The 13,022-nt window shown below is 62.8% G+C and carries 15 protein-coding genes; 8 read left to right on the forward strand and 7 right to left on the reverse strand.

The annotated features are described in order from the left end of the window. Positions 1-41: 41 nt before the first annotated feature. Positions 42-476, forward strand: coding sequence for a GNAT family N-acetyltransferase (locus BLP99_RS06695; RefSeq protein WP_072392923.1), 435 nt, complete (start codon positions 42-44; stop codon positions 474-476). Positions 477-631: 155 nt separating this feature from the next. On the opposite strand, the gene BLP99_RS06700 is transcribed toward BLP99_RS06695, so the two are convergent. Next, entirely contained in the window at positions 632-982 is a 351-nt protein-coding gene (locus BLP99_RS06700) for a hypothetical protein (RefSeq protein ID WP_072458339.1), read from the reverse strand. Between the two features lie 137 nt (positions 983-1,119). Here BLP99_RS06700 and BLP99_RS06705 point away from each other — a divergent pair, with 137 nt between their 5' ends. The 7 genes from BLP99_RS06705 (at position 1,120) to BLP99_RS06735 (ending at position 5,085) form a co-directional block, all read left to right on the forward strand. Beyond that, positions 1,120-1,449, forward strand: coding sequence for a DUF6388 family protein (locus BLP99_RS06705; protein WP_092180011.1), 330 nt, complete (start codon positions 1,120-1,122; stop codon positions 1,447-1,449). A 165-nt stretch (positions 1,450-1,614) separates the two neighbouring features. After that, positions 1,615-2,007 carry a sulfurtransferase complex subunit TusD gene (gene tusD, locus BLP99_RS06710; RefSeq protein ID WP_072393073.1) on the forward strand — a complete coding sequence of 131 codons (393 nt, stop codon included), beginning with the start codon at positions 1,615-1,617 and terminating at the stop codon, positions 2,005-2,007. Continuing rightward, positions 2,007-2,369, forward strand: coding sequence for a sulfurtransferase complex subunit TusC (tusC, locus tag BLP99_RS06715; RefSeq protein WP_076406814.1), 363 nt, complete (start codon positions 2,007-2,009; stop codon positions 2,367-2,369). Before tusD ends, tusC begins: the two co-directional genes overlap by 1 nt. Beyond that, positions 2,369-2,662, forward strand: a complete 294-nt coding sequence (gene tusB, locus BLP99_RS06720) for a sulfurtransferase complex subunit TusB (protein ID WP_072458337.1) — start codon at positions 2,369-2,371, stop codon at positions 2,660-2,662. The genes tusC and tusB overlap by 1 nt, the downstream gene beginning before the upstream one ends. Beyond that, on the forward strand, positions 2,659-2,994 hold the full coding sequence (locus BLP99_RS06725; RefSeq protein WP_072392908.1) for a TusE/DsrC/DsvC family sulfur relay protein: 336 nt from the start codon (positions 2,659-2,661) through the stop codon (positions 2,992-2,994). Before tusB ends, BLP99_RS06725 begins: the two co-directional genes overlap by 4 nt. Next, on the forward strand, positions 2,991-3,992 hold the full coding sequence (locus tag BLP99_RS06730) for a glycosyl transferase family protein (RefSeq protein ID WP_072392905.1): 1,002 nt from the start codon (positions 2,991-2,993) through the stop codon (positions 3,990-3,992). The genes BLP99_RS06725 and BLP99_RS06730 overlap by 4 nt, the downstream gene beginning before the upstream one ends. A gap of 88 nt (positions 3,993-4,080) precedes the next feature. Next, positions 4,081-5,085 (forward strand): glutathione S-transferase family protein, encoded by a 1,005-nt coding sequence (locus tag BLP99_RS06735; protein WP_092180013.1) that lies wholly within the window; start codon positions 4,081-4,083, stop codon positions 5,083-5,085. A 67-nt stretch (positions 5,086-5,152) separates the two neighbouring features. Here the strand turns inward: BLP99_RS06735 and cysG are convergent, their stop codons facing one another. The 6 genes from cysG to BLP99_RS06765 all read right to left on the reverse strand — a co-directional run bounded on the left by cysG (position 5,153) and on the right by BLP99_RS06765 (position 12,815). Continuing rightward, complete coding sequence (cysG, locus tag BLP99_RS06740) at positions 5,153-6,547, reverse strand: siroheme synthase CysG (protein WP_072430638.1); 1,395 nt, start codon at positions 6,545-6,547, stop codon at positions 5,153-5,155. Next, on the reverse strand, positions 6,548-7,828 hold the full coding sequence (gene serS, locus BLP99_RS06745) for a serine--tRNA ligase (RefSeq protein WP_072458335.1): 1,281 nt from the start codon (positions 7,826-7,828) through the stop codon (positions 6,548-6,550). It lies immediately after the preceding gene. Positions 7,829-7,843: 15 nt separating this feature from the next. Further along, a complete protein-coding gene (crcB, locus tag BLP99_RS06750; protein WP_072392893.1) occupies positions 7,844-8,218 on the reverse strand; it encodes a fluoride efflux transporter CrcB in 375 nt (124 codons plus the stop codon). Next, a complete protein-coding gene (locus tag BLP99_RS06755; RefSeq protein ID WP_072392890.1) occupies positions 8,215-9,540 on the reverse strand; it encodes a replication-associated recombination protein A in 1,326 nt (441 codons plus the stop codon). The genes crcB and BLP99_RS06755 overlap by 4 nt, the downstream gene beginning before the upstream one ends. A 182-nt stretch (positions 9,541-9,722) precedes the next feature. Further along, entirely contained in the window at positions 9,723-10,346 is a 624-nt protein-coding gene (lolA, locus tag BLP99_RS06760) for an outer membrane lipoprotein periplasmic chaperone LolA (protein ID WP_072392887.1), read from the reverse strand. 63 nt (positions 10,347-10,409) lie between these two features. Beyond that, a complete protein-coding gene (locus tag BLP99_RS06765; protein WP_092180015.1) occupies positions 10,410-12,815 on the reverse strand; it encodes a DNA translocase FtsK in 2,406 nt (801 codons plus the stop codon). Positions 12,816-13,022 lie beyond the last annotated feature (207 nt).

Genomic DNA, 13,022 nt, shown 5'->3' on the forward strand with positions numbered 1-13,022 from the left:
GGCTCGTACGGCTTGCCACCCCATGCCCAAGGACATCGCCGATGACGCTGCGAATCGAACGTACGGACACCCCCACCGCTGAAGAACGCGAGGCCATCCTGGCGCCGCTGCGCAGCTACAACGTCTCCCAGGCCGGCGACGGCGCATCGCAACTGGTGGCATGGCTGGTGCGGGACGAGCAAAGCGATGAGATCCTGGGCGGCCTCTACGGGCGCCTGTTCTATCGCTGGCTGTTCATCGAATTGTTGTCGGTGCCGCAAGAGGCTCGGGGACAAGGCCTGGGCAGTGAACTGATGCAGTTGGCCGAAACCCTGGCGAGGGAGCAGGATTGCATCGGTATCTGGCTGGACACCTTCGATTTCCAGGCGCCGACGTTCTATCGCAAGCTCGGTTTCACCGCCTGCGGACAGATCGACGACTACCCACCGGGTCACACGCGTTTCTTTTTCCAGAAACGCCTGCTTCCCGCCGATTGATACGCGATGCGGATGGAAGCGGGCTGCGGAGCGGGCATTGCTTTTGTTCGAGCCAATGATCCTGAGCCCTGGCGATGACAGGACTCGGATCATTCGCTGAAACGGGCCAGCGTTTGAGGGCTCTGCGCAGAATCCGCAGCGTTGGTGCGAGCGCTCTACAAGCAGGTCGCCAGCGCCGCCAACCGGCGCTTGGCCACGAAATCGTCGTGCCGGGCGTAATAGTTCAATGTCGTGCCGGTGGCGTCGGTCTGCAGGTCGACAAAGGATTCGGCGGAACGGGTATACACCGTCGAGCCACCTTTCTTGCCCGGTTGCAGGTAGGCGCCGGCGTCCTCGCCGAACACCGCTTCATCCTGCCAGGAAAACTGCACGCACTGGGCCACGACCTGTTCCGGCTTGTCGGACGTCATGGTCTTGTAAGGGGCTTGCGTCCTGGCCTGGTTCATCGCCGAGCCTGCGCAGCCGGCCAGCAGGGTCGCGGCCAGGGCCACCGTCAACATTCGCATTGCGTTCACTCATCGAAAAAAAGCGGACTGTAGCACTGCGACACTCGCCTTCGTGCTGCTTTACTCAAATTTATACGGGACAGAGGGCAACGATTCGCGCAACCTGTGAGACTTCTCGCAATCCCAAAGGAGTGACCATGGCGGCAAGCGAAGAGCAACATGAACGGGCCTTGGACAGATTCCTCGATGAGCGTCCCGAACTGCGTCTGGAACTGGATAACCTCAACCCGCTGCTGGCCCAGGCCAAGGGCGAGACACCGGCGCAGTACCGTGCCGAGCGGCTGCATGAAGCGTTCGAAGCCGAGGCCGAGCGCCTGGGCCTGTTCGCTTGGGAACTGACCCTGCAACTGACCGCCGCCTCACCCCAGGACTACCAGGTGCAGCGCCTGGAAGTGCATAAGGAAGTGGCGGAAATGGCAGGAATGGACTGGGAAGAATATTGCGAGCTGCATGGCCTCGAGCAGTAGCCCGAATGGACTGGGTATCATCTCTGGCGCGGGGTGGCGCGACGTTTCGCTAAACTCCCTCGCCACACAGCCTTCAAACCACGTCCCTTGTGTTGAATCGCCTGGCAATCGCCGCTGCGCCCATAAAGCTTTATCATGGCCGCAGTTTTGCTCATCGGGTCTGTCATGAAGTTCGCCATCGCGCTGTTTTCCGCCGCCCACGCCCCCTCCTCGCGCCGCGCCTTGCTGTTCGCCCAGGCCGCGCTGGCCGGCGGGCACGAGATCGTGCGGCTGTTTTTCTATCAGGACGGCGTCCATAACGCCGACAGCGGCGTGGTCACGCCACAGGACGAACAGGACTTGCCCCGGCAATGGCGCGCCTTCGTCAGCGATAACCGACTCGACGGCGTGGTGTGCATCGCCGCGGCATTGCGCCGTGGCGTGCTGGACGAAGACGAAGCCCGGCGCTACCAGCGTTCGGCGGTCAGCGTCGAGGCGCCTTGGGCCTTGTCCGGGTTGGGCCAGTTGCACGATGCGATCCAGGATGCCGACCGTTTGATCTGCTTTGGAGGCGCGTGATGGCCAAGTCCCTGCTGCTCATCAGCCGCCAGTCCCCGTGGTCGGGTCCCGGTGCCCGGGAAGCCCTGGATATCGTGCTGGCCGGTGGTGCGTTCGACCTGCCCATTGGCCTGCTCTTTCTCGATGACGGTGTGCTCCAGCTGCTCGCCGGCCAGGATGCCAGGGCCGTCCAGCAGAAAGACCTCAGCGCGAACCTGCAGGCTTTGCCGATGTTCGGCGTGGAAGCGCTCTTCGTCTGCGCCGACAGTGCCGCCCGGCGCGGTATCGACACCGCGGCCCTGGCGCTGGACGACATGAAGGTGCTGACCGCCCAAGACATCACCGCTCTCATTGACCGTTACGACCAGGTGATCACGCTCTGATGTCGACTTTGCATGTGTTATCCCATTCGCCTTTCGGCGACGAGCGCTTCGGCAGTTGCCTGCGGATCCTGGGGAGCCAGGATGCGCTGCTGCTGTGTGGCGACGCGACTTATGCGTTGCAGCCCGGCACCCAGCCGTTCCAGGCCCTGCAAGCCCTCCATCAGCAGCGCTTCGTGCTTCTGGAAGATGCCCAGGCGCGTGGCCTGGCGATTGCGGACTGGATCGTGGCCATCGATTACCCGGCCTTCGTCGAACTGTCGGTCCGGCATGACAAGGTCAATACCTGGCTATGAATGTGCTGAACGTGGGCGATCGCGCCATCGCGCTGGACAAGGACGGCTACCTGGCCGACCGCAACGATTGGTCGGCCGACGTGGCCGCTGCCCTGGCGGCTGCCGAAGGCATGGAGCTGGGCCCCGAACACTGGGAAATCCTCGAGCTGTTGCGCAGCTTCTACGATGAGTTCCAGCTCTCTCCCGCCACCCGGCCGCTGATCAAGTACACCGCGCTGAAATTGGGGACGGAAAAAGGCAACAGCCTGCACCTGAACCGCTTGTTCAAAGGCACGCCCGCCAAACTCGCCGCCAGGCTGGCGGGCCTGCCCAAACCGACGAACTGCCTATGACCGACTTCCCATCGCTGACCCTCCAGACCCCGGCCGAACACCCATTCGCCCAGTTCGTGCGCATCCTCGGCAAAGGCAAGCGCGGTGCCCGCAACCTGACCCGCGAAGAAGCCCGGGAAGCCATGGGCATGGTGCTGGACGAAACGGTCGAGGATACCCAGCTGGGCGCCTTCCTGATGCTGTTGCGACACAAGGAAGAAAGCGCCGAGGAACTGGCCGGCTTCACCGAAGCCTTGCGCGAGCGCCTGGCGGTACCGGCCCTGGCCGTGGACCTGGACTGGCCGACCTACGCCGGCAAGAAACGTCACCTGCCGTGGTACCTGCTGGCGGCCAAATGCCTGGGACAGAACGGGGTGCGGATCTTCATGCATGGCGGCGGCGCCCATACGGCGGGCCGGCTTTACACCGAACAGTTGCTGCAATCGCTGCAGATTCCACTGTGCCGCGACTGGCCACAGGTCGGTGCCGCGCTGGACAACGGTGGCCTGGCCTTCATGCCGTTGGTGGACTGGGCACCCCGGATGCAGCATATGATCGACCTGCGCAATACCCTGGGCCTGCGCTCGCCGATCCATTCCCTGGCCCGCCTTCTCAACCCGCTGGGCGCCCGTTGCGGGCTGCAGAGCATCTTCCATCCCGGTTACCAGGCGGTGCATCGCCAGGCCAGTGGCCTGCTGGGAGACACGGCCATCGTCATCAAGGGCGACGGCGGCGAGATCGAGATCAACCCGGACGCCGACAATCATCTGTATGGCACCACTGGCGGCACGAGCTGGGATGAGGAATGGCCACGGCTGTCCGAGCAGCGCCACGTCAAGCCTGAAAGCCTCGACCCCGAACACCTCAAGGCGGTCTGGCGCGGCGAAGTGGAAGACAGCTACCCCCGACTCGCGTTGATCGCCACCATGGCCCTGGCCTTGCGCGGCCTGGGCCAGGCTCGCGAAGAAGCGTTCGAGAAGGCCCGGCACTATTGGGAAGCGCGAGATCGATCGATTTAATCGATCATCAACGCCCAACCTTTGCGCTTTTTGTTCGAACCTATCGGAATAGACTCGTCTCCAATGTGTATTGGCCGAGGAGATCGAGATGGGTTTGTTAGTCGAAGGCCGCTGGCAGGATCAGTGGTATGAAAGCAAGGACGGCACGTTCCAGCGCGAACAGGCGCAACGCCGTCACTGGATCACCGCCGACGGCAGCGCCGGTCCCACGGGTGATAGTGGATTTGCCGCCGAACCGGGGCGCTACCATCTGTATGTGTCCCTGGCCTGTCCCTGGGCTCATCGCACGCTGATCTTGCGCAAGCTCAAGGGCCTGCAAGAGCTGATCGACGTCTCGGTGGTCAGCTACCTGATGCTGGAGAACGGCTGGACCTTCGACAAGGCCCACGGCTCGACCGGCGACAAACTCGACAACCTGAGTTTCCTGCACCAGCGCTATACCGCCGATACGCCGGACTATACCGGCCGCGTCACCGTTCCAGCTCTGTGGGACAAACAACGGCAACGTATCGTCAGCAACGAATCGGCGGAGATCATCCGCATGTTCAACAGTGCGTTCGATGGCTTGACCGGCAATACCCTGGACCTCTACCCCGAACACTTGCGCAGCGATATCGACGCGCTGAACGAGCGCATCTATCCGGCGGTAAACAACGGGGTCTATCGCGCCGGCTTCGCCACCACCCAGCAAGCCTATGAGCAGGCATTCGACCAGCTGTTCGCCGAACTGGACCGACTGGAGGCGCTGTTGGGCCTGCAACGCTACTTGACCGGCGAATACCTCACCGAAGCGGATATCCGCCTGTTTACCACCATGATCCGTTTCGACGCGGTGTATTTCGGCCATTTCAAATGCAACCTGCGCCGCATTGCCGACTACCCGAACCTGTCGAACTGGCTGCGGGAGCTGTACCAGTGGCCGGGCATCGCCGACACCGTGGACTTCACCCACATCCAGCGTCATTACTATGGCAGCCACAAGACCATCAACCCCAACGGGATCGTACCCAAGGGGCCGCAGCAGGATTTCAGGGTTGCCCATGATCGGGGAAGGTTGAGTGGGAAAGGGATTTGGCGTGGGACTGAGGATTGATCCAGGATTTTATTGCCTCTGAAGGCCAATCGCGAGCAGGCTCGCGATTGCAGGCAGCTCGGCCCTTCTAGACCTGCCCCTGAGCCCCTTCGAACCAGGCCAGCTTCTCGCGCAGTTGCACCACTTCCCCGACGATCACCAGGGTCGGCGCATGCACTTCGTGCTCGGCCACCAGCCGTGGCAAGTCCGCCAAAGTGCCGGTAAAGACCCGCTGGTTGGACGTGGTGCCTTGCTGGATCAACGCCGCCGGCGTATCCGCCGCGCGACCGTGCTTGATCAGCTCGTTGCAGATCATCGGCAGGCCGACCAAGCCCATGTAGAACACCAGGGTCTGGGCCGGTGAAACCAGGTCGGCCCATGGCAGGTCGCTGGTGCCGTCCTTGAGATGGCCCGTGATGAAACGCACCGATTGGGCGTAGTCGCGATGGGTCAGCGGGATCCCGGCGTAGGCCGCGCAACCACTGGCGGCGGTGATGCCGGGGACGACCTGGAACGGGATGCCATGGGCCGCCAGCTCTTCGATCTCCTCGCCACCACGGCCGAAGATGAACGGATCGCCACCCTTCAACCGCACCACGCGCTTGCCCTGACGGGCCAGGTCGACCAATTGCTGGTTGATCTGATCCTGAGGCACGGCGTGTTCGGCGCGGCGCTTGCCAACGTAGATGCGCTCGGCGTCGCGCCGGCACAGTTCGAGGATTGCCGGCGCCACCAGGCGGTCGTACAGCACCACGTCCGCCTGCTGCATCAAGCGCAAGGCGCGGAAGGTCAACAGGTCCGGATCACCCGGCCCGGCACCCACCAGATAGACTTCGCCCGGCGCGTTCGGCGCCTGGCCGTCGATCTTTTCCCGCAGCAAGCGCTCGGCTTCGCCGCCTTGCCCGGCCAGTTGACGGTCGGCGATAGGGCCTTGGAACACCTCTTCCCAGAACGCCCGGCGCTGCTGGACATCAGGAAACAGTTGCTTGACCTGATTGCGAAAACGCGCCGCCAGCCCGGCCAACTGCCCATAGGTCGAGGGAATCCAGGTTTCCAGCTTGGCCCGGATCAGCCGCGCCAGCACTGGCGCGTCGCCGCCACTGGACACCGCGATCACCAAGGGCGAGCGGTCGACGATCGCCGGGAAGATCACGCTGCACAGGGCCGGCGCGTCCACCACGTTGACCGGAACGCAACGCTTGTGGGCGTCGGCCGAGACTTGGGCATTGAGTGGTTCGTCGTCGGTGGCGGCAATGATCAGCCCGCAACCGTCCAGATCCGACTCCAGGTAACCGCGCTGGACACACTCGCCGCCGCTGCCACTGACCAGTTCCCGCAACTGCGGTTCGATGTCGGGTGCGACTACCCGCAGCAACGCGCCGGCATCGGCCAGCAGCCGGGATTTGCGCAAGGCAATTTCCCCGCCGCCCACCACCAGCACGCGGTTACCGCGCAGGTTATGGAACAGTGGCAGATAATCCATTTAACCGATGACCTCGATGCCGCCCATGTAGGGCTTCAACACCTCAGGCACGCGGATCGAACCGTCGGCCTGCTGGTAGTTCTCCAGTACGGCCACCAGGGTACGGCCCACCGCCAGGCCCGAGCCATTGAGGGTGTGGACCAGTTCCGGCTTGCCGGTTTCAGGGTTGCGGTAACGGGCCTGCATGCGACGGGCCTGGAAGTCGCCGCAGTTGGAGCACGAGGAAATCTCGCGGTACTTGTCCTGGCTCGGGATCCACACTTCCAGGTCGTAGGTCTTGACCGCGCTGAAGCCCATGTCACCCGTGCACAGGGCCAGGGTGCGATACGGCAGCTCCAGCAACTGCAGGACCTTCTCGGCGTTGGCAGTGAGGCTCTCCAGCGCGTCCATGGATTTCGAAGGCTCGACGATCTGCACCATCTCCACCTTGTCGAACTGATGCTGGCGGATCATGCCACGGGTATCGCGACCCGATGCGCCGGCTTCGCTGCGGAAGCATGGCGTATGGGCCACGAATTTGATCGGCAGTTGCTTAGCATCGACGATTTCGCCGGCGACGATGTTGGTCAGCGACACTTCGGCGGTGGGGATCAGGTACAGATCGGCTTCGCCTTCACGACCGATCTTGAACAGGTCTTCCTCGAACTTGGGCAGTTGGCCGGTGCCTTGCAGGGCCGGCGCCTGGACCAGGTACGGGGTGTAGGCTTCCTCGTAACCGTGCTCGGTGACGTGCAGGTTGATCATGAACTGTGCCAGGGCCCGGTGCAGACGGGCGATCGGCCCGCGCAACAGGGCAAAACGGGCGCCGGACAGCTTGGCGGCGGTCTCGAAATCCAGCCAGCCGAATTTCTCGCCCAGGGCCACGTGGTCCTGCACCGGGAAATCGAAGTTCTTTGGCGTGCCCCAGCGACGCACCTCGACATTGCCCTCTTCGTCTTCGCCGATCGGTACCGACTCGTGGGGCAGGTTCGGGATGCCCAGCAGGATCGAATCCAGCTCGGTCTGGATCTTGTCCAGGGCGATCTTGCCGTTGGCGAGCTCGGTTCCCATGCTCTCGACGTTCGCCATCAACGGCGCGATATCTTCGCCGCGCTGCTTGGCCTGGCCAATACTCTTGGAGATGGCGTTACGCTCGGCCTGCAGTTTTTCGGTCTGGGTCTGGACGCTCTTGCGCTGTTCTTCCAGCGTTTCGATGCGCGCGACATCCAGGACGAAGCCGCGGGAGGCCAGGCGATCCGCTACGTCCTGAAGGTTGCTACGTAACAGTTTGGAATCGAGCATGTCGGTCTCTCGTTATCAAAGTTTGGTCAGGGACAGGCCGGCCCAGGTGGCGAGCAGCCCGCCGAATACGCTGATGGCCGCATAGCCCAGGGCCAGCGGCACCTGCCCGCTTTCCAGCAGGCGCACCGTATCCAGTGAAAAGGATGAAAAAGTCGTCAGGCCGCCAAGAAAGCCGACCATCAGCCCCGCACGCACCTCGATGGGCACTTCCGGGCGAATCAAAAACAGACCGTATAGAACGCCGATCAGCAGACAGCCCACGATATTAACGGCCAGCGTCGCGGTATAGAAGTGTCGGGGCCAATTTGCATTGATCCAGTTGCCCGTGGCGAAACGCAACAAGGTGCCGACAATGCCGCCGGCGGAGACTGCGAGGATCAGGGGAATCAAGGTTTTCTCCGCTGCCGTGGACTCGAGCGGTCCAGTTGCGCCAGGTGATTGAGCTTCTCACCGATCTTCAACTCGAGGCCACGGGGCACCGGCTGATAGAACGACTGGGGTTCGAGCTCTTCGGGAAAATAGTCTTCGCCGGCGGCATAGGCATCCGGCTCATCGTGGGCGTAACGGTATTCTTCGCCATAGCCCAATTGCTTCATGAGCTTTGTCGGTGCGTTGCGCAGGTGCAGTGGCACTTCGAGGGAACCGTGCTCGGTGGCGCTGCGCATCGCTGCCTTGAAGCCCATGTACACCGCGTTGCTTTTCGGCGCGCAGGCCAGGTAGGTAATGGCCTGGGCCACGGCGAGCTCGCCTTCGGGGCTGCCGAGGCGTTCCTGAACGTCCCAGGCCGCCAGGCACAGGCTCAGGGCCCGCGGGTCGGCATTGCCGATGTCTTCGCTGGCCATGCGTACCACCCGCCGCGCCAGGTACAGCGGATCGCAACCACCATCGATCATCCGCGCGAACCAGTACAGGGCCGCATCGGGATTGGAACCGCGGATGGATTTGTGCAGCGCCGAGATCTGGTCATAGAACGCCTCGCCGCCCTTGTCGAAACGCCGCCGGGTATCGCCCAGCAGGCTTTGCAGCAGCTCGACGCCGATCTCGCTGTCATCCTCGGCCAGGTCCGACGCGTTCTCCAACAGATTGAGCAGGCGGCGACCATCGCCATCGGCGGCGGACACCAGCATCTGGAAACCTTCATCGCTGAGGCTCAGCCTGCGCTTGCCCAGGCCTCGTTCTTCGGTCAATGCGCGTTGCACCAGCTTGCGCATCGCGGCCTCGTCGAGGCTCTTGAGCACATAGACCCGCGCCCGGGACAGCAAGGCGTTGTTGAGTTCGAACGAGGGGTTTTCGGTGGTCGCGCCGATGAAGATCAGCGTGCCGTCCTCGACGTAGGGCAGGAACGCATCCTGCTGCGACTTGTTGAAGCGGTGCACTTCGTCCACGAACAGGATGGTGCGCTTGCCGTACTGGCCAGCCTGCTGCTTGGCCACTTCCACCGCCTGGCGGATCTCCTTGACCCCGGCCAGCACCGCCGAGACTGTTTCGAAATGCGCGTCCGAGACTTCCGCCAGCAGCCGCGCCAGGGTGGTCTTGCCCACCCCCGGCGGCCCCCAGAAAATCATCGAGTGCAACGCACCCTGCTCCAGGGCTTCGCGCAAAGGCTTGCCGCGAGCGAGCACATGCTCCTGGCCGACGTACTCGTCCAGGTTGGTCGCACGCAGGCGGGCAGCCAGTGGCTGGGCGATCGGGGCACTTCGAAACAGGTCCATGATTACTTACTAAACCTCCGCTGGGTCCTGTTGCCGATCAGTTAAACAATTGAACACCACAATCGATTGCGGGAGCGAGCTTGCTCCGGGCGGCGATCCGACGATAGCGGTGTGCCAGTCACCGCAACTCCCACTGATCCGACGCTATCGCGAGCAAGCTCGCTCCCACAGCGGCTACGGGGTTACTCCTGGATCACATCGGCACCCTTGGGGATGTCGAACTTGAACTTGGACGCGGCGATCGGCTCGTTGGCCTTCACACCGGTGAACAGGATGTTGGTGCGCTGGCCGACGCTGTCGATCAGTTGCATGTCATTGACCAGGCCATTGCGGAACGACAGGCGCAGGCTATCGAACAGGCTGTCCTTGGTCTTGGGCTTGAGGGTGAAGTCGATCACGCCACCGGCTTCCTTCGCACTGATGTCGAAGCTCTGGCTGATCTTGGAGATATCGCCGGACAGCAGCAAGGCCGGGGTCTGGGTCAGGCGCTGGTCGAGGGTCTTGATAGTGACCTGCTCCAGGTCCGGGTCCCACAGGGAGACTTTCTTGCCATCGGACACCATCAGCTGTTCGGCCGGCGCATCGGTGTGCCAGTAGAACAGGCCAGGACGCTGCAGGGCCATTTCACCGGCGGTTTCCTGCAGTTGGGTGCCGCTGCCATCGAGGGTCAGCTGGGAAAAGCGTGCGGTCAGGGTCTGGGAGCGCTCCAGCAACTGGGTCAGGCGCGCCACGTCCTTTTCATCGGCATGGGCCGACAACGTGGTCAGGGCCAGTACGGGTAACAGCAACATGCGAATCAGGCGCATGGGAGTCCTCATGAATTCGTGGGGGATGGGCGGCGTGTCACCGACAGGCCACCCAGGTCGTTGTCAGTCGCGCATCGGGCCCGGCGCCAGCACTTCACGCGAGCCGTTGGTGTTCATGGCCGTCACGACCCCGGCCATTTCCATGGCCTCGATCATGCGGGCGGCGCGGTTATAGCCGATCTTGAGCTTGCGCTGGACGGCGGAAATCGACGCCCGACGGCTTTCCAGGACGAACTGCACCGCTTCGTCATAGAGCGCATCGGTTTCCGCGTCTTCGTCGCCACCGCCACCACCGCCTTCGAAGCCGCTGCCAGCCTCTTCGACGCCGTTGAGGATGTCGTCGTTGTATTCGGGGGCGCCGCGCAGTTTCCACGCCTCCACCACCCGGTGCACTTCGTCGTCGGAAACGAACGCACCGTGCACCCGGATTGGCAGGCTGGTCCCCGGTGGCATGTACAACATGTCACCATGGCCCAGCAGTTGTTCGGCGCCCCCCTGGTCGATGATGGTGCGCGAGTCGATCTTGCTCGACACCTGGAACGCCATGCGAGTCGGGATGTTGGCCTTGATCAGGCCGGTGATCACGTCCACGGATGGTCGCTGGGTAGCGAGGATCAGGTGGATACCGGCCGCACGGGCCTTCTGGGCGATCCGGGCGATCAGTTCTTCGACCTTCTTGCCGACGATCATCATCATGTCGGCGAATTCGTCCACCACCACCACGATGGTCGGCAGCTTGTGCAGCAGCGGCGCCTCGTCGTGGATGCTTTCGCGGTGGTACAGCGGGTCGGTCAACGGCGTGCCCGCCTCCTCGGCCTCCTTGACCTTGGCGTTGAAGCCCGACAGGTTGCGCACGCCCAGCTTGGCCATCAGCTTGTAGCGACGCTCCATCTCGGCAACGCTCCAGCGCAGGGCGTTGGCGGCGTCCTTCATGTCGGTCACCACCGGGCACAGCAGGTGCGGAATGCCTTCGTAGATCGACAGTTCGAGCATCTTCGGGTCGATCATGATCAGCTTGGCGTCTTCCGGGCCGGACTTGAACAGGATCGACAGGATCATCGCGTTCACACCCACCGACTTACCCGAACCGGTGGTACCGGCCACCAGCAGGTGGGGCATCTTCGCCAGGTCGGTGATGACCGGCTTGCCGCCGATGTCGTGGCCCAGGGCCAGGGTGACCGGCGACTTGTGGTTGTCGTACTCGGGAGTCGAGAGCACCTCGGAGAAACGCACGATCTGGCGATCTTCGTTGGGAATCTCGATACCCACGGTGGTCTTGCCCGGAATCACTTCCACCACCCGTACGCTGGTGACGGCCAGCGAACGCGCCAGGTCCTTCGCGAGGTTGGCGATGCGGCTGACCTTCACGCCGGCGGCCGGCTGGATTTCGTAACGGGTGATGACCGGCCCCGGGTGGATCGAATCCACCGAAACCTCGACCCCGAACTCCTTGAGCTTGATCTCCAGCAGATGACCGACGGCCGCCAGGGACTCGGGGGAATAGTTGAGCTGTTTCTTCTCGGCCGGATCGAGGATTGAAATCGGCGGCAAGGTGCCTTCCACCGCGCTGTCGACGAACAGGGGCACCTGTTTTTCCTTCTGCACGCGCTTGCTCGGCTCCGGCGCCTTGGCCGGGGCCATGGTGATGACCGGCGGCACCTGTTTCTCGCGCTCGGACATGTGCTTGCTCAAGGCCTGCTCACGCTCGATCAGGCGCTCCTTGACCTTGGCCTGCTCGCGCTTGTCGGGGACGGTCGGCGCCACCACGTCGTGGACGCGGTCGTCGACCTCACGCAGTTGCGCCACCAGATGCTTGCGCTCGGTGCGCGCCGCCCACCAGCGATTCACCGCCCCCTGGATCAGCTCGATCAGGTCGAGGGTGATCTTGCCGGTGATGTCCATGACCTTGAACCAGGAAAGATCGGTGAATACGGTCAGGCCAAAGAGAAACAGGGCAATGAACAGCAATGTGCTGCCCTGGATGTTCAGGGCATTCCTGGCCAGGTCGCCAAGGCTTTCCCCCAGCGCACCGCCGGCTCCGGCCGGCAGGCCGGTGGGCGCATGAAAATGGATATGGGCCAGCGCGGCGCCCGACAGCACCAGGAACACCAGGCCGATCAGCCGCCAGGAGAACAACCAGCCGCTCCACTGCCACGGCTCGTGGCGCTGGCGAAAGATCTGGTAGGCCTTGATCGCCAGCAGCAGCGGGAAAATATAGGCGAAATAGCCCAGCACCATGAACAGGATGTCGGCGCTGTAGGAGCCGGCCGGACCGCCAAAGTTCTGCACGTCGTCGATCTTGCTGTTGTGGCTCCAGCCCGGATCATCCTTGCCGTAGGTCAGCAAGGCCATCATCAGGAACAGGCACAAGGCCCCGATGGCGATCAATGCACCTTCCTTGAGCCGGTAGTGCAATTGCTGGCGCCAGAGCGGAACGACTGTCTTGGGTGCTGCGGTGGATTTCTTCAAAACGCTTCTTTTCCTGCGCCGACGGCGCGTTCCTCTGTTGAATGACTGAACGTGTAAAAAACGGCCCGCAGGAGCCGGTAAAAAAGTGAAAGTGCTCAACCGGTACTACTTTTACCACTGAGACGTGCATCCGGAAAACCGCAGGTGTTGCCCAAGATTTGACCTTTTGCTCGTCCGGCGTTCAAAACACAAGCATTGTACGGGTTT

It is taken from the genome of Pseudomonas sp. NFACC32-1 (assembly GCF_900101215.1).
In the GTDB taxonomy this organism is placed as follows: domain Bacteria; phylum Pseudomonadota; class Gammaproteobacteria; order Pseudomonadales; family Pseudomonadaceae; genus Aquipseudomonas.